This is a genomic window from Streptomyces sp. NPDC048521 (assembly GCF_043199855.1).
GTDB lineage: Bacteria > Actinomycetota > Actinomycetes > Streptomycetales > Streptomycetaceae > Streptomyces.
The window spans coordinates 133,203-148,587 of sequence record NZ_JBICWR010000015.1; the positions used below are offsets into that span (position 1 = coordinate 133,203).

Consider the following 15,385-nt stretch of genomic DNA (forward strand, 5'->3'; position numbering starts at 1 on the left):
GTGGCGTGCCTCACTCGAATTCCGGCAGGGGGTGAGGGATTGGACCGGTCACGTCGGCACTCCCTTCGTATGTGAGGCCTTGCCCGGGAGTTCGAGCACACGGGCCGGACAGAGGCGAGCGGAGGTTCCAGGTGATCACGGAGGCAGGATCCACGGCCGCCGGTGCGGACGACGGCGGGCAGCGCGACGCGTACTTCGAGTCACTCGTCGCCGCCGGCGAGACGATCGAACCCCGGGACTGGCTGCCCGACGGCTACCGGCGGATGGTGATCCGGCAGATCGCCCAGCACGCGCACTCGGAGATCATCGGGATGCAGCCGGAGGGATCCTGGCTGACCCGGGCACCGTCGTTGCAGCGCAAGGCCGTGCTGCTGTCCAAGGTGCAGGACGAGGCGGGACACGGCCTGTACCTGTACGCGGCGGCGGAGACCCTCGGCGTCACCCGCGCCGAACTCCTCGAAGCGCTGCACAAGGGACACCAGCGGTCCTCCGACACGTTCAACCATCCCGCCCTGACCTGGGCCGACACCGGGGCGATCGCCTGGCTGACGGACGGCGCGGCGGTGATCAACCAGGCTCCGCTGTGCCGCACCTCCTACGGCCCGTACGCGCGGGCCATGCAGCGGGTGTGCCAGGAGGAGACCTTCCACGTCCGCCAGGGCTACGACCTGCTGTGGGCGCTGTGCCGGGGCACTCGGGAGCAGCGGGAGATGGCGCAGGACGCGGTCGACCGGTGGTGGCTGCCCGCGGTGGCCCTGATGTTCGGCCCGCCGGACACGTCCGAGGGCGGCGGGGACGCACGGGCCGCGGCCCTGGGTGCCGCGGTGAGCCGGCGCTCGATGGCATGGGGGATCAAACGCCACACCAACGACGAGCTGCGGCAGCGCTTCGTGGACAACGTCGTCCCGCAGGCGGAGCGTCTCGGCGTGACTCTGCCCGACCCCGCGATCCGCTGGAACGAGGAGCGCGGGCACTACGACTTCACCCCGGTGGACTGGCCGCTGTACCGCACGGCCCTGGCCGGCGGCGCGCAGACCGGCAGACAGCGCCTCGCGCACCGGGTGGCGGCCCACGAGAACGGGGCCTGGGTGCGCGCCGCGGCCGACGCCTACGCGGCACGCCGGGCGACGGAAGGGCAGGAGGCATGAGCCGCGAGACCGGCCGGGCGCAGGCGTCCTGGGAGGTGTTCCTCAGGTCACGCCGCGGCCTCTCCCACCAGCACGTCGGTTCGGTCCACGGCGCGGACGCCGACATGGCCATCGCCAACGCCCGGGATCTCTACACCCGCCGCGGCGACCCGGTGTCGATCTGGGTGGTGCGCTCCGACGCGGTGCGGGCTTCCTCCCCCGGTGAGAAGGACCCCTTCTTCAGCAACGGAGCCGACAAGCCCTACCGGTATCCGCAGATGTACACGCCGCTCAGCGAGGCAGACGACCATGACCAGTGAACTCCCCGGTTCCCTCGCCGGTACCCGGGACCACGACATCGCCGAGTACGCCCTCAGGCTCGGTGACGACGCGCTGATCCTCTGTCAGCGGCTGTGTGCCTGGGTGACCAACGCGCCCACCGTCGAGGAGGACCTCGCCCTGTCCAACATCGCGCTGGACCTGCTCGGTCACGCCCGGACCCTGCTGACCCTCAGCGGCCGGCGGGACGGGACGAACCGCAGCGACGACGACCTCGCCTACCGCAGGAGAGAGCGCGAGTTCCGCAACGTGCTGTTGTCGGAGCTCCCGAACGGCGACTTCGCTGTCACGATCGCCCGGCAGCTGGCGTACGCGCACGGCACGAGCCTGCTCTACGCGGAGCTGGCGGCATCGGCCGACGAGGAACTGGCGTCCTTCGCCGCCCGCGCGGCCAAGGACGCGGAGTACCACCGCCTGCACGCCGCACGGTGGACCGTACGGCTGGGCCGGGGAACCGAGGAGAGCCGCCGGCGGATGCAGGCGGGGCTGGAACACGTCTGGCCGTACACGGCCGAGCTGTTCGAAGGCGACGCGCTGACGGCGCGGCTCGACGCCGACGGTATCGCCTGCGCCCCGGACCGGCTGCGGGCCGCCTGGGAACGGGAGGTGACGGAGGTCCTGACGGAGGCCGGGCTCACCGTCCCGGCACCGTCCTGGCAGGCGACCGGAGGGCGGGCGGGAGTGCACACCGAGGCGTTCGCCCCGCTCCTGGCCGAGTTCCAGTCGGTCTTCCGGCAGTACCCCGGAGGCGTCTGGTGAGCGCGGCCCCGCGGCTGGACGCCGACCGGGTCCGCGCCCGGGTGGAGGCAGTACCGGACCCGGAACTGCCGATGATCACCCTGGCCGACCTCGGCGTGATCCGGTCGGTGGGCGAGGGCGTGGACGGCGTGATGGAGGTCGTCTTCACGCCGACCTACCTCGGCTGTCCGGCGCTCCCGGTGATCGAGACCGACCTGCGGGCCGTACTCGCGGAGTGCGGGCATCCTGAAGGACGGGTGACGCGTGCGCTCGCGCCCGCCTGGACCACCGACCGGATCAGCGAGGAGGGCCGCCGCAAGCTCGCCGCACACGGCATCGTGCCCCCCGCCCCCGCCGCAGCGCCGCTGCCGGTCCGGCTCGGCCTCGGCCGGCCCTGTCCGAACTGCGGTTCCGTGGCGACCCGCCCGGTCGGCCCGTTCGGCCCCACCGGATGCCAGACGATCCTGATGTGCGCCGCCTGCCGCGAGTCCTTCGCCCACCTGAAGGCGGTGTGACGGCCCTATGACGACGACCGAGCAGGGCACGGCGGCGCCCACCGGACAGGCCACCGGGTGGCACCGGCTGCGGGTGGGGCGGGTGCGGCCGCTCACCGATGACGCGGTGGCCCTCACCCTGGACCTCCCGGAACGGCTGACCGATGCCTTCGCCCATCGGCCGGGCCAGCACGTGACCGTACGGCACGTCTTGAACGGGACGGAGATCCGGCGCAGTTACTCCATCTGCCCGCCCCCCTTCGCGCGGCCCGAACTGCGCCTGGTGGTCAAGCGGCTCGGACCCGGCGGCTTCGCGGAGTACGCCACGACCGCGATGAGAGCCGGTGAGACGTTGGACGTCGCACCTCCGAGCGGCGGCTTCGGGCTCGCGGAACGGCCCGGCGCACACCATGTGATGGTGGCCGCCGGCAGTGGCATCACCCCGCTGCTGGACATGGCCACGGCGGCCCTGCGCGACGACCCGCGCTGCCGGGTGTCGCTGGTCTATGCCAACCGTACGGCCCGGTCGGTGCTGCTCGCCGACGAACTGGCCGACCTCAAGGACGCGTACGTCGACCGGTTCCAGCCGCTGTACCTGCTGACCCGGGAGACCCGGGAGGCAGAGCTGCTCTCCGGTCGCCTCGACACCACGAGGCTGCCGGCCCTCATGCGTGCGGTCGGCGCGGAGCCGGACAGCGACACGTACTTCTACCTCTGTGGGCCTTGGGAGATGGTCACGTCGCTGCGCGAGGCTCTGACCGGATGGGGCGCCGACCCGGCACGGACCCGCTTCGAACTCTTCTCCGCCGCACCGCGGGGCCTGGCACCGCCGGAGGCCGAACAGCGCGGTCGCCGCGAACGGATCACCGCCTCCTCCGGCGGACGTACGGCCGTGACCGCCATGGCGGACGAGGACCGCGTGGTGCTCGACGCGCTGGTGCGAGTCTGGCCGGACATTCCGTACTCCTGCCGAGAAGGCCTGTGCGGAAGCTGCCGCGCCAAGGTCACCCACGGAGCCGTCACGACCGGCCGTCAGTACGTGCTGGGGCCCGCGGAACTCGCGGCGGGATACACGCTCGCCTGCCGCGCCCGTCCGGAGACCGACGAGACGGGGCTGGACTTCGACCTGTGAGTGGGCGGGAAGAGCGCCGCTCGACGACTGCCCGACGTATCTCCGCTCCCGCTGACCAGTGCCCCTATTGAGGAGACGCGATGACCGACACCACGTCACTGCCCCGCGACCTGGGCACGGACGACCCTGTGGTGGCCTTCCGGGGAAGGACCCCCTACGACGACTACGTCCACGCCTCCGTACTGTCCTCCCTGCAACAGCCCCTGACCGACGCCCCGCACGAGATGTCGTTCCTGGTCACGACCCAGGTGATGGAACTGTGGTTCACCCTGGTCGTCCACGAGTGGCGCACGGCCCGGGAAGCGCTGGTCGACGACGACCACGAGGGCGCCATGGACGCCCTGCGCCGCAGCGTCAGCGCGCACCATGCGCTCAACGACTCCCTGCGGCCGATCGCGAAGATGACCCCGGCTCAGTTCAACGGGTTCCGCGCGGCGTTCGGCGCGGCGTCCGGCTTCCAGTCGGCCAAGTACCGGCAGTTGGAGTTTCTGCTCGGCGACAAGTCCCTTTCGTTGATGAACCCGCAGCGGGCGGACCCCATCGCGTACGCCGAACTGGAGGAACTGCTGAACCAGCCCTCGTTGTACGACGAGACGCTGGCCTACCTGCACCGCCGCGGACTGCCCGTCCCGGAGCACGTGCTGGAACGCGACGTGACCGCCCCCTACGAGGCCGACCCGGGCGTCGAGGAAGTCTGGCGGCGCGTGTACGCCGGCCCGCAGAACGACCCGCTGCTGGCCCTGGGCGAGACGCTGACCGACATCGCCGAGGCGGTCATGCGATGGCGTGGCGACCATCTGCTCGCCACCCGCCGGGCCATGGGCGCCAAGAGCGGCAGCGGCGGCTCGTCGGGCGTCGCCTGGCTGGAGAAACGAGCCGTCCGTCCCGTGTTCCCCGAGATCTGGACGGTGCGCGGTCTTGTCTAGGCAGCCGGTCCCCACCGAGAGCGCGACCACCCTGGAGGAACTGAGGGCACAGGCATCCGTGCTCGACGCCGCGGACCCGCTGGCGGCACAGCGGGAACGCTTCCTCCTGCCGGACGGAATCGTCTACCTGGACGGCAACTCGCTCGGCGCGCTGCCGGCCGCCGTGCCGGAGGCGCTCGCGGACGCGGTCCGCCGGCAGTGGGGAGAAGGCCTCATCCGCTCCTGGAACGAGCACCGGTGGTGGCAGGCGCCCCTGCGGGTGGGGGACACGATCGGACGCCTGCTCGGCGCGGCGCCCGGGCAGACGGTGGCGGGGGACTCCACCTCCGTTCACCTGTTCAACGCCCTGACCGCGGCGGCGCGGCTGCGCCCCGCGCGGCGGCTGCTGCTGACCGACCCGGGCCACTTCCCCACCGACACGTACATCGCCGACTCGGTGGCCCGGCTGCTCGGCCTGGAGGTCCTCCGGGTCGCGGTGGCCGACCTGCCGCGCTGCCTGGCCGAACGCGGCCACGAGGTGGCAGTGGCCGGCTACTCCCCGGTCGACTACCGCACGGGCGAGCTCTACGACATGGCCGCCGTCACCCGTGCCGTTCAGGAAGCCGGGGGAGTGATGCTGTGGGACCTGTGCCACGCGGCCGGTGCGTTGCCCGTACGGCTGGACGAACTGGGCGTCGACCTGGCAGTGGGCTGCGGTTACAAGTTCCTGTCCGGCGGCCCCGGCGCCCCTGCCTTCCTCTACGTCGCCCGGCGCCATCAGGACGCCTTCGACCAGCCGCTCACCGGCTGGAACGGGCACGCGGACCCCTTCGCGCTGAGCGGCGACTACTCTCCGGCCCGCGGAGTGGAGCGGGCCCGTATCGGCACGCCGCCGATCCTCTCCCTGCTCGCCCTGGAGGCGGCCCTCACCGCCTTCGAGGGAATCGGAATGGAGCAGGTCCGGGCCAAGAGCCTGTCGCTGACCGGGTTCCTCATGGACTGCGCCGACATCTTGCTGGACGGTCTGGGTTTCACCGTGGTCACCCCACGGCAACCGCACCGGCGCGGCAGCCAGGTGGCTCTGCGGCACCCGGAGGCCTACCCACTGGTGAGCGCGCTGGCAGCCCGCGGCGTGATCGGCGACATGCGCGCACCCGACCTGCTGCGGTTCGGCGTCAACTCCCTGTACGTCTCCCACCACGACGTCCTGACCGCCGTACGGCATCTGCGGCAGGCCCTGACCCTGCGGGAGCACCTGGAACCACGCCACCGGCAGCGCGCTGCCGTCACCTGACGGCCGACGCGACAAGGACCGCCGTACCGCACGGAGCACCCGGCAGCACGGCCACGGAACGGAGGCCTTCGTGATCCCGAGGACCTCCGTGCCGTGCCCCGGTGGCCGTCGATGTCCGGGATCGTCAGGCGGACTGCTGGTGCCAGGCGTCGTGGAAGTTCCGCCGAGCCCGATGCAGCCGGGAGCGGACCGTCCCGAGCGGGAGGGCGAGTGCCGTCGCCATCTCCTGCTCGTCCAGGCCGTAGACCGCGCGGAGGGTGAGCACCTCACGATGGTGGTGCGGCAACCGGTCCAGTACGTCGCTGATGTGGACGGTGGTCATGGGATTGGTGTCCTGCACCAGATCGGGCAGGTCCTGGTCGCAGAAGTCACCCAGGCGGCGGCGGGTGCGGACGGCTTCCCGCACCGCGATCGCACGGGCCCAGGAGTAGAAGGCGCCCGGATCGCGCAGGCCACGCAGGCCACGGTAGATCGCGAGCATGGCCTCCTGCGCGGCATCCGAGCCGTGCCGCTGGGTGACCCGCCGGCACTGTCGCACGACCATGGGGGCGACGTGCCGCAGCAGATCGTTCATGGCCTGCCGGTCGCCGGCCTGAGCGCGGGGCAACAGCAGGTTCACCACAGGGGCGTGGCGATCGCGGAGGGGGATGACGTCGGCGTCGCGGGGCTCGGCGCCGGTTGTGGGCGTGGCGGATGTACGGGGGGTGGACATGAGGCCTCACGAGTGCGGCGGATGGTCGGGGGGATGGGCGACTCTCCTCGAGGACGTCCCTCGGCGCCGGTCGCCGTGGTCAGTGGCGAGTGCCGCGCGGCTCCTGGCGGCGCGGTGCCGGCTCGCGGCGGGGCCGGACCAGGTTCCTCCGCTCCCGCCCGTCGTCTGCGAGATAGGGATTCCTCATGCTCCGAAGCCTGGCCAGCCCGCCTGGAATCTGCCTTGAACAACAGGTGAACGGGGCCGCGCGGTGTCCTGCCGGGCCTCAAGCGGATCTCCGCCGACATGCGACCCGGCAGTGGTGTGATCCGGACGGGGCCCACGTCCCCCGACCGTCGGAGCCGTGCGAGCACAGCACCGCGCCTGCCGAGGTCGAAGCCGGGAAAGAAACCGCTGCGGGGCGAGCGGGAGGAATCTCCGTGTCGTCTCCGACCGAGGCCGTGCCGGCCGGCGCGGATCCGGCAGTGCTCTGCACGGCCCCTCGCGAGGGGCTGGGCGTCACCGATCCGTCCTGCCTGAACCCCGCCCGAAGGAGACACCGGGAGCGCCTCGGTCGAGGTCGTCCCGAACCCATCGCTGATCGCGGCAGGGGCCGGCCGTGCCGCGCCGTGGAAGGGACCGATCGATGACGCGGCTGTCCTGTTCCGGGACCTGGCTCACGCTCTACTGCCTGGCGCACGCGGGCGGCAGCGCGCAGCCGTACGGCCGGCTGGGCGCAGCGGTGCCACGGGGAGTGCGGGTGGTCCCGCTGGAACTGCCCGGCCACGGGACGCGGCTGCGCGAGAGCCTGCTGGGGGAGATGGAGCTGGTCGTGACCGAGGTGGTCCGGCTGATACGGAGGGACCAGGAGGAGCAGGGCGACGGGGACGGACGTGACCGGTCCTTCGCCCTGTTCGGTCACAGCTTCGGCGCACTCGTCGCCTACGAGACCACGCGGCGGCTGCGGCAGTCTGGCGCAGTACCCGAGCTGCTGCTCGTCTCCGGGCGCATCAGCCCGGCGTGGCCGCCGACGCACGAGCCGCTGCACATGCTCCCAGATCCGTTGTTCACGGCCGGGCTGAGCCGAATGGGCGGCATCCCCGAAGCCCTGTTCGCCACGCCGGCGGTGTTGCAGTTGTTCCTGCCGTCCCTCCGGGCCGACCTGCGGATGGTCGAGACCTATGTGCACCCGCACACCGAGCCCCTGGATGTGCCGATCGCCGCCTTCGCCGGCCTCGGGGACCGGTTGACCCACACGGAGGGCATGAAGGCCTGGTCCGAACTCACCTCACGGGCCTTCGATCTGGCCTTCCTGCCTGGCGGCCACTTCTTCCTCGACGAACCCGGCTTCCGTGGAGCCTTCGAGGACCGGCTCACCCGGATCGCTCTGTCGCCCGTCCCGACGGCGACCGAAGGGGGCGCAACCGCGTCACCCGAGCACTGACGGGAACGGCGGGGCGCGACTGCCGTCGTCGAGCCCCGCGGGGTCCAGGACGCGCCGGTCCCGGGGGCCACAGGGCCCCCGGGACCGGCGCGCGGCGCGGCCTCAGGCGGCCGTGGTCCGCCTGCTCATGCGGACCCTGGTGTGGGGGTGGGGTGTGGCGAAGCTGCGGTGGTCGGAGAACTCCTCGCCGGAGAGCACCGCCTGGTGCAGCCGCTTCAGCCGTTGCGAGGGTTCCAGGCCCAGTTCCTCCACCAGGGCCGAGCGCAATCGCTGGTAAGCCTCCAGGGCCCGCCACGCGCCGCCGGACCGGTACAGGGCCGTCATGAGCTGCGCGCAGAACGCCTCGTGCATGGGGTGCCGGGCGGCCAGGACCGAGAGTTCCGGCACCAGCTCGCCATGGAGGCCGAGTGCGAGGTCCGCGTCGATCCGCTGCTCCAGGACGGTCATCCGCTTCTCCTCCAGCCGGACGACGTCCAGTTCCAGCACCCGGCCCACCTTCACGTCCATCAGTGCGGGGCCGTGCCAGAGCCCGAGAGCCTGGCCGAGGAGCCTGGAAGCCGTGCGGTCGTCACCCCCCTCGAAGGCCTTGCCTCCGGAAGCGGCCAGCTTCTCGAATTCCTGCGCGTCCACACGTCCGGGCCGGACCCGCAGGAGATACCCGCCGTGCTGGGTCACCAGCACCTCCTTGGGGTCGGTGCCGTCCTCCAGTGCGGCGGAGAGCTTCCGGCGCAGTTGCACGATGTAGGTCTGCAGTGTCGTGGCTGCGCTGCGCGGCAGTTTCTCGCCCCATATCTCCTCCATCAGGGTCGACGCGGCGACGACGCGATCTGCCTGTAGTGCGAGGAGCGCCAGGATCTGGCGGGCTTTGGTGGCGTTGGGCGCGAACGATGACTGTTTGTAGGCAGCTGTGAACGGCCCGAGAACCGTGATGTCTGTCATCTGAGTCCTCCACTGTCAGGCGGAACCTGCCATGCAGCCTCGCAAAAGCGTGTCGTGGGGCCCAGTGATCCCTTCACAAGTCCGTACGTGAATATGTCATGTCGCGACGCAAGCCTGCCGCAGCGATGGCCGGAGTGGGCGTCGGCCCCTGAGCAAACGTCGATCCCTCACAAATCGGACCTTTTTGCCGGATCGAAAGTTCAAACCACGATAATCGCGCGCCCATTGATGCAGGTCGACGCATGGAAATGTGAGTCTTCTAAACTCAGACTTCTTGACAGAGTAGCCGGTTCCGTCATTAATGGACCCATGAACGTCCCCCCATGCTTCCTCTCCGGTACTTGCTTTGCGCAATTATCTGCGTGTCGTGGACCGCGGAATCGGGAACGCCCGTCCCACCAGGGCAATGAGGGTGCGCAGGTCGCCGGTGATCTACGTCATATTCGGGTCGGCGGGGTTATCTGCGGGCGTCGTGGGGCATGGACCTCATGCGGTGAAGCGGGAGGGGGTGTCTCCCCGGATTTCCCCTCCGTTTTATTGCCGTACCCTTATTTATTCATGGGTGCGTCGAATTTCACGACGCGACACCGCCCGGGCGACCGCAAAAGGCATTCGCACCCCTGGCATGCGACATGCGGACGAGAACTCCCGCATTGCTCTGCTCATCGGGGCCATGGCCGGTCCGGTACGGCGAACGGCCGGCGCTCGTGACGGGAGAGACTGTGGTGGCCGCCCGGCCCGCACGGCGCGTCGGCGCCCCGGGCGAGACTGCCCCGACGGTGCTGAAATCGTGGCTGGCCCGACTCGACCGGCTGCCGGACCATGACATTCCCGCGTACCGCCTGACCCGGTTCATCACCTTCGTCCCGTTCGCATGGATCGTCTCGCAGAGCCTGCTCGGCCTGCTGCGCGAGCACACGCGGCCCGCGCTCCTGGTGGCCTTCTTCGTGCTCGTCGCTGTCATGTTCGCCGCGCAGGCGGTCGTCATGACGGCGGGGACCCGGCATCGGACGGACGGTCGGCTGCTGCCGATCCTCGGGGTGCAGGCTGCGCTGACCTATCTGCCCCTGCTCTGGTACGGCGATCCGTGGACCAGCATGACGGGGCTGCTGGCGGCTTCGGTCCTGCTCGTCAACGTGCGCGGAGCCTGGCTCGTCTGGTCTCTGGTCGTGCTCAGCGTCCTGGGCATCTCCTGGTCGCGGGCACCGTTCCTGCCAGCGGCGTCGCACGCCGTGCACACGGTGCTGATGGGTTGGATGATCTGGGGATTCAGCAGGCTCTCCAGCCTTGTCGCCGAGGTGCACGAGGATCGGGAGGAACTGGCCAGGGCCGCGGTGTCGCGGGAACGGCTGCGCTTCTCGCGGGACTTGCACGATCTGTTCGGCTGCAGCCTTTCTTCCCTCATCCTGAAGGGGGAGCTGGCCCACCGACTGGTCCCGGCGGAGGCGGGCCGCGCCCGTGAGGAGATCGAGGCGATCGTGGCCACCTCACGTCAGGCCCTCACCGACCTGCGCGTGATGGCCAGGGGCTATCGCAGTCCCCTCTCGTTCGCGGCCGAGCAGGAGTCGGTGCGGTCGGTCCTGACCATGGCCGGCGTGGACGTGACCATGGACATCACCGCCCCGCACAGGCTGGACCCGGCGCTCGACGAGGCCCTGGCCATCGTGCTCAGGGAAGGGGCCGCGAACGTCATCAGGCACAGCGAAGCCAAGAACTGCCAGGTCACGCTCACCGCGTCCGGCGGCTCCGCGCGACTGGTCATGGTGAACGACGGCGTCGTCCCGGCGGCCGCCGAACTCCGCGGCGGCCAGGGACTGGCCAATCTCGGCGCCCGTATGGCGGAGTTGGGCGGACGCGCGGAGGCGGGCGTCCGCGAGGGCGGCCGCTTCCTGCTCCTCGCGGAGGCACCACTCAACTCTTAGGCGGGCGGGCGGCGACCGCCGACGACAACGGGGGCTGAGGAGCGCACCGGCCTGGGGCCGGGGCGCATCGATCGAGACGAAAGTGCGGAATCATGGCCACCAGAATCCTGCTCGCCGAGGATGTCCAGATGGTCCGCGGGGCACTGGCCGCGTTGCTGGAACTGGAAGAAGACCTGTTCGTCGTCGCCTCCGTCAGCCGGGGGGACGACATCGTGCCGGCCGCCCTCGAGACCCGACCCGACGTGGCGGTGCTCGACATCAACCTCCCTGGTATGGACGGGCTCACGGCAGCGCAGGAACTCCATCACAAGCTGCCGAGCTGCCCCACCCTGATCCTCACGTCCTTCGGTCGGCCGGGCCTGCTGCGGCGTGCTCTGGCCGCCCACGTTCAGGGGTTCCTCCTCAAGGAGGCTCCGCCCGCCCAACTCGCCACGTCGGTGCGCGCGGTCGCCGCCGGCCGGCCCGCCATCGCCCCCGAGCTACTGCTGGACGCCTGGAACCATCAGGACAACCCCCTCTCGGCCCGGGAGGCGGAGGTCCTGCAGCATGCTGCCCGGGGCGCCGATGTCGTCGAGATAGCGACGAGCCTGTGCCTGTCCCAGGGGACCGTGCGGAACTATCTGACCTCCATCGTCTGCAAGCTCGGCGCGCGCAACCGCATCGACGCGGTCCGGATCGCCTACGAGGAGGGATGGGTCTCCTGAGCCGGCCAGATGCCGGGCGTCCGCGCCATGCAGACCCCCGGCCGGTACGCCGGCCTGGAAGCGGCCGGCACGATCACCGCGACGGGTGCCGGCCGCGAGACGCCCTCCCTGGCGAGCGTCGCTCATCGGGGCGACGGACCGGCTTGCGCCCGCCGTGCCCGGTCCACCTCCCGCCTCCCGCCCCCTCGGACGAGCTCCAGCGCGCCTCCCGAGGTGGCGCGGACGCGTCCTCGCGGCCCTGCCACGGGTGGCCCGCACCTGGCGTACCGCCGCGTTGACCGGCCGTAGGCCGGGCCCCAGCCCGGCACTGGCGGCCGGGCGTCCCCCGGACGGGTCGTGCCGTCCACCGTGGCCGGGCGCAGTCGCACCATGCGGTCGTGGTCGACGGGGTCGTAGGAGATGAAGTGAGCTCGAGCGGAGGTGACGGTCAGGGGCACCGGTGGCCGCCGGCGGGCAGGGCCGCGGTCAGGCGGCGGAGGGTGGCGGCGACCGCGAGCGCGCCGGGGGCGTCGGGCTCGATGAGCGTGTAGTGGCCGATGCCGGGCAGCACGACCGTCTCCACGTCGTCGTGGACCGCCGCGTAGTCCGCGAACTGCGACAGCGGTACCTCCTCGTCGACCGCCCCGTGCAGCAGTACGGTCCGCACACCCGTCGTCCTCGGCCCCTTGAGCAGCGTCAGCGGATCCACGTACGGCAATCGTGCCTCGAACAGGTCGTGCCCGCCCAGGAGCTGCAGCGCCGCGTCGTTGCTGAGCCGGTCCCGGCGGGTGGCCTCCAGGTCGGTCAGCGGAGCGAGGGCGAGCACAGCGGGCGGGAGGGACGACGTGTACCACGGCGAGTCGGCGGGCAGCAGGGCCCGCGCCGCGCACCACAGGGCGAGATGGCCGCCGGAGCAGTGGCCGGCCAGGACGTACGGCCGCCCCTCGGGCAGGGTGTCGACGATCCGGGCGACGTCGTCGAACGTCTCCGGATAGCCGCCGGCACCTCCGGACCGGCGAAAGCCCGGCAGCAGCACGGAGAAGCCCTGCTTCGCCAGCCAGGCGGCGAACGGCGTCAGATGCATCCGGTCGTAGCGCCAGTACCCGCCGTGCAGCAGCAGCACCAGCGGTGCGTCCGCGTCCTCGGCGGGCCAGGCGTCGTAGACCTGGTGGGGATGGTCGCCGTATCTCCCGTGCACCGGCGCGAGGACCGGCCTGAGGCTCAGCACGCGCCGCTCCTCCTCGGCGGCGAAGGCCGAGATCTCCCTGAAGGTCATGCGGTGCTCCTTCCGCCTACAGGCCGAGGTGGACGCCACCGGCCGCGTCGAGCCACTGACCGGTCACCCAGCGGGCGTCGTCGCTCGCCACGAAGGCGACCACGTCGGCGATGTCCTCCGGCTGGCCGAGCCGGTCGAACACCGAGTGCGCGGACAGCGCCTGCCGGATCCGCGGGTCCTTCAGGGTCGGGTTGATCTCGGTCTCGGTGAAGCCGGGGGCGACCGCGTTCACCGTGATGTTCCGCGGGGCGAGCTGGACGGCGAGGGGCAGCGTGAGATGGTCCATGGCCGCCTTGGTCATGCAGTACGCGATGATCGACGGGTACGCGAAACGCGTCGCCGCCGACGAGACGTTGATGATCCGGCCGCCGTCCCGCAGCCGGCCGAGGCTCTGCTGGAGGATGAAGAAGGGGGCCTTGGTGTTGACGGCGAAGACGCGGTCGTAGGCCTCCTCGGTGACCTGCTCGATCGGCCGGGGAAGCGTGATCCCGGCGTTGTTGACCAGGATGTCCAGACCCGGTTCGGCGTCCGGGGCGTACGCGGCCAGCTCGCGGTCGAACGCGGTCCACAGGGCGGCCGCGTCGCCGGGGACGCCCAGCTCCGCATGGATCGCGAACGCCCGGCCGCCGTCCGTCTCGATCTCCTTGACCGTACGGTCCGCCGCCGCCTCGTCGTGCCCGTAGTGGACGGCGATCAGCGCGCCCTCCCTCGCGAGCCGTCTGCTGATGGCCCGTCCGATGCCGCGGCTGCCTCCCGTGACCAGGGCGGTTTTGCCCTGGTGTCGTCCTGCGCCTGCCAATGTCTTCTCCTTCTTGTCCTGCTCGGGCATGTGGGTCGTCTCGTTCGGTGGGAGAGCGCGATGGTGACGCCGTATTCCGCCACCTGACAGTGGTCGACGAGGAGTTGGCCGGTCAAGGTTTTCCAGGTAAACTCAAGCCGGATGTGGAGAATGACTCCAGGTGATGTCAAGGCGCTTCTTCAGGTTTCGCCCGTAGAAGGGGTCCCTTGAATTCGTCTTGATTCCCTTTCGGTCTTCCGATGTTCCGTTCCTCCTGGTGCCGAAACGCCTTATCCTGCCGTGTGAAAAGATCACACAGTGCGGAGAAAGGCTGTTTACATGCGACGCATGCTGTGCCCCGCGGAAAACCTCTACGTCGCCCAGCGGAGCAGGGCGGTCCTCTCCTGCGTCCTGGACGGCCCCGTCGAACCGGCGGTCCTGGCCGCGGCGTTCGAGGCGGTCACCGCGGAGCACCCCACGCTGCTGACGCGTATCGTCCCGGACGGTGACGGTCACGCCCTCGCCCCCCTCCCGGCGGCCGAGCGGCCCCGGCTGCGGCTGCGCACCGGCGGCGCGGAGGCGTACCTGGAGGAGTTCAACACCCCGCTGCCGGTGGGGGGCCCGCTGACCCGCGCGGTGCTCGTCAGTCACCCCGGAACCGAGCGGCACACCCTGGTGCTGAGCATCGACCACGTCATCACCGACGGGCACAGCGCGATCGCCCTCCTCAACGCTGTCTGGGACCGCTACCGGGAGCTCGTCGAGGGCACCGCGGTCCGGCGTGCGCCCGTGACCGAACTCCCCGGGCCCATCAGCGCGTTGCTGCCGGCCGCGGACCCGGAGGAGACCGAGAAGTACCTGCGGCAGCGGGTGGAGCAGATCGGCCGCCACCCCGTCGCACTCGTCCCGTTCGACACCGACGCGAGGGGGGAGGAAGCGCCTGGGGAAGCCCACCGGATCGAGGTCCGGCGGCTGCTGCTCGACGCCGGAGCGACCGCCCGGCTGCGTGAACGGGCCCGTGCGGAAGGCGTGTCCGTGCACGCCCTCATCAGTGCCGTCATGCTGCTCGTCGCCCGTCGGCGCCTGGAGGGCACCGGCACGCGTGTCCTGGGTTGCGTGTCACCGGTCGATCTGCGCTCGCGCCTGTCGCCGCCGGTGCCCGCCGGCCGCATGGTCGCCGCGGTCACCATGCACCTCCAGACCCTGCCCGTCGCCGAGGACACCGACATCCTGGAGCTGGCCCGCGAAGCCGGCGCCGGGATACGGGACCTCCTCGACCGCGGCGACCATGTCCGGGAGATGCGGATCATGCCATCGGCTCCACAGCATCCGGCACTCCACCTCGGCACGGTCATCGTCACCAATATGGGCGTCGTGTCCGGCCCGCGCCTCCCCAAGGGCACGCGGCTCACCGACGTGCGGCTCGTGCCCGCCCGCGAACACTACTTTCCGCAGGCCGGCCGCAGCCCGATCATGGCCTGCGTCACCTCTTTCGACGGCCGTCTCGCCATCGAATTCCCCCACCACACCGCCTGTTTCAGCCGACCGTTCATGCGCGAACTGCGTGACGAGGTCGGCGCGAGCCTGCTCGCCCTCGCCGAATAAGGCGAGGGCGGAAAAGAA

The 15,385-nt window shown here is 71.0% G+C and carries 15 protein-coding genes; 11 read left to right on the forward strand and 4 right to left on the reverse strand.

Annotated elements, in window-relative coordinates; all coding sequences use genetic code 11:
- Positions 1-134: 134 nt before the first annotated feature.
- The 7 genes from paaA to kynU all read left to right on the forward strand — a co-directional run bounded on the left by paaA (position 135) and on the right by kynU (position 6,029).
- Positions 135-1,148, forward strand: coding sequence for a 1,2-phenylacetyl-CoA epoxidase subunit PaaA (gene paaA, locus ACGFRF_RS30175; RefSeq protein WP_393745485.1), 1,014 nt, complete (start codon positions 135-137; stop codon positions 1,146-1,148).
- Entirely contained in the window at positions 1,145-1,447 is a 303-nt protein-coding gene (paaB, locus tag ACGFRF_RS30180) for a 1,2-phenylacetyl-CoA epoxidase subunit PaaB (RefSeq protein ID WP_393745305.1), read from the forward strand. Before paaA ends, paaB begins: the two co-directional genes overlap by 4 nt.
- Positions 1,437-2,225: a 1,2-phenylacetyl-CoA epoxidase subunit PaaC gene (gene paaC, locus ACGFRF_RS30185; RefSeq protein WP_393745307.1), complete on the forward strand. Its 789-nt coding sequence runs from the start codon at positions 1,437-1,439 to the stop codon at positions 2,223-2,225. Before paaB ends, paaC begins: the two co-directional genes overlap by 11 nt.
- The gene (paaD, locus tag ACGFRF_RS30190; RefSeq protein ID WP_393745309.1) at positions 2,222-2,719 is read left to right on the forward strand and encodes a 1,2-phenylacetyl-CoA epoxidase subunit PaaD; all 498 of its coding nucleotides are present in this window, start codon (positions 2,222-2,224) and stop codon (positions 2,717-2,719) included. Before paaC ends, paaD begins: the two co-directional genes overlap by 4 nt.
- 7 nt (positions 2,720-2,726) lie before the next feature.
- Positions 2,727-3,830 (forward strand): 2Fe-2S iron-sulfur cluster-binding protein, encoded by a 1,104-nt coding sequence (locus ACGFRF_RS30195; RefSeq protein WP_393745311.1) that lies wholly within the window; start codon positions 2,727-2,729, stop codon positions 3,828-3,830.
- An 80-nt stretch (positions 3,831-3,910) separates the two neighbouring features.
- Positions 3,911-4,756: a tryptophan 2,3-dioxygenase gene (locus ACGFRF_RS30200; RefSeq protein WP_393745313.1), complete on the forward strand. Its 846-nt coding sequence runs from the start codon at positions 3,911-3,913 to the stop codon at positions 4,754-4,756.
- Complete coding sequence (kynU, locus tag ACGFRF_RS30205; protein WP_393745315.1) at positions 4,749-6,029, forward strand: kynureninase; 1,281 nt, start codon at positions 4,749-4,751, stop codon at positions 6,027-6,029. Before ACGFRF_RS30200 ends, kynU begins: the two co-directional genes overlap by 8 nt.
- A gap of 124 nt (positions 6,030-6,153) precedes the next feature.
- On the opposite strand, the gene ACGFRF_RS30210 is transcribed toward kynU, so the two are convergent.
- Positions 6,154-6,741, reverse strand: a complete 588-nt coding sequence (locus ACGFRF_RS30210; RefSeq protein WP_393745317.1) for an RNA polymerase sigma factor — start codon at positions 6,739-6,741, stop codon at positions 6,154-6,156.
- A 625-nt stretch (positions 6,742-7,366) separates the two neighbouring features.
- Between ACGFRF_RS30210 and ACGFRF_RS30215 the strand changes: the two genes are divergently transcribed.
- The gene (locus tag ACGFRF_RS30215; RefSeq protein WP_393745319.1) at positions 7,367-8,164 is read left to right on the forward strand and encodes a thioesterase II family protein; all 798 of its coding nucleotides are present in this window, start codon (positions 7,367-7,369) and stop codon (positions 8,162-8,164) included.
- Between the two features lie 102 nt (positions 8,165-8,266).
- Here ACGFRF_RS30215 and ACGFRF_RS30220 read toward each other — a convergent pair whose 3' ends face one another.
- Positions 8,267-9,103, reverse strand: coding sequence for a BTAD domain-containing putative transcriptional regulator (locus ACGFRF_RS30220; protein ID WP_393745321.1), 837 nt, complete (start codon positions 9,101-9,103; stop codon positions 8,267-8,269).
- Positions 9,104-9,810: 707 nt separating this feature from the next.
- On the opposite strand from ACGFRF_RS30220, the gene ACGFRF_RS30225 reads away from it, so the two are divergent.
- Both ACGFRF_RS30225 and ACGFRF_RS30230 read left to right on the forward strand, forming a co-directional pair.
- Positions 9,811-11,025 carry a sensor histidine kinase gene (locus tag ACGFRF_RS30225; RefSeq protein ID WP_393745323.1) on the forward strand — a complete coding sequence of 405 codons (1,215 nt, stop codon included), beginning with the start codon at positions 9,811-9,813 and terminating at the stop codon, positions 11,023-11,025.
- A gap of 92 nt (positions 11,026-11,117) precedes the next feature.
- A complete protein-coding gene (locus tag ACGFRF_RS30230; protein WP_393745325.1) occupies positions 11,118-11,729 on the forward strand; it encodes a DNA-binding response regulator in 612 nt (203 codons plus the stop codon).
- Between the two features lie 427 nt (positions 11,730-12,156).
- Here ACGFRF_RS30230 and ACGFRF_RS30235 read toward each other — a convergent pair whose 3' ends face one another.
- Together ACGFRF_RS30235 and ACGFRF_RS30240 are read right to left on the reverse strand one after the other, a co-directional pair.
- Entirely contained in the window at positions 12,157-12,984 is an 828-nt protein-coding gene (locus ACGFRF_RS30235; protein ID WP_393745327.1) for an alpha/beta hydrolase family protein, read from the reverse strand.
- Positions 12,985-13,000: 16 nt separating this feature from the next.
- Positions 13,001-13,813, reverse strand: coding sequence for an SDR family oxidoreductase (locus tag ACGFRF_RS30240; RefSeq protein WP_393745329.1), 813 nt, complete (start codon positions 13,811-13,813; stop codon positions 13,001-13,003).
- A 288-nt stretch (positions 13,814-14,101) separates the two neighbouring features.
- Between ACGFRF_RS30240 and ACGFRF_RS30245 the strand changes: the two genes are divergently transcribed.
- Entirely contained in the window at positions 14,102-15,367 is a 1,266-nt protein-coding gene (locus tag ACGFRF_RS30245) for a condensation domain-containing protein (RefSeq protein ID WP_393745331.1), read from the forward strand.
- Positions 15,368-15,385: the final 18 nt, after the last annotated feature.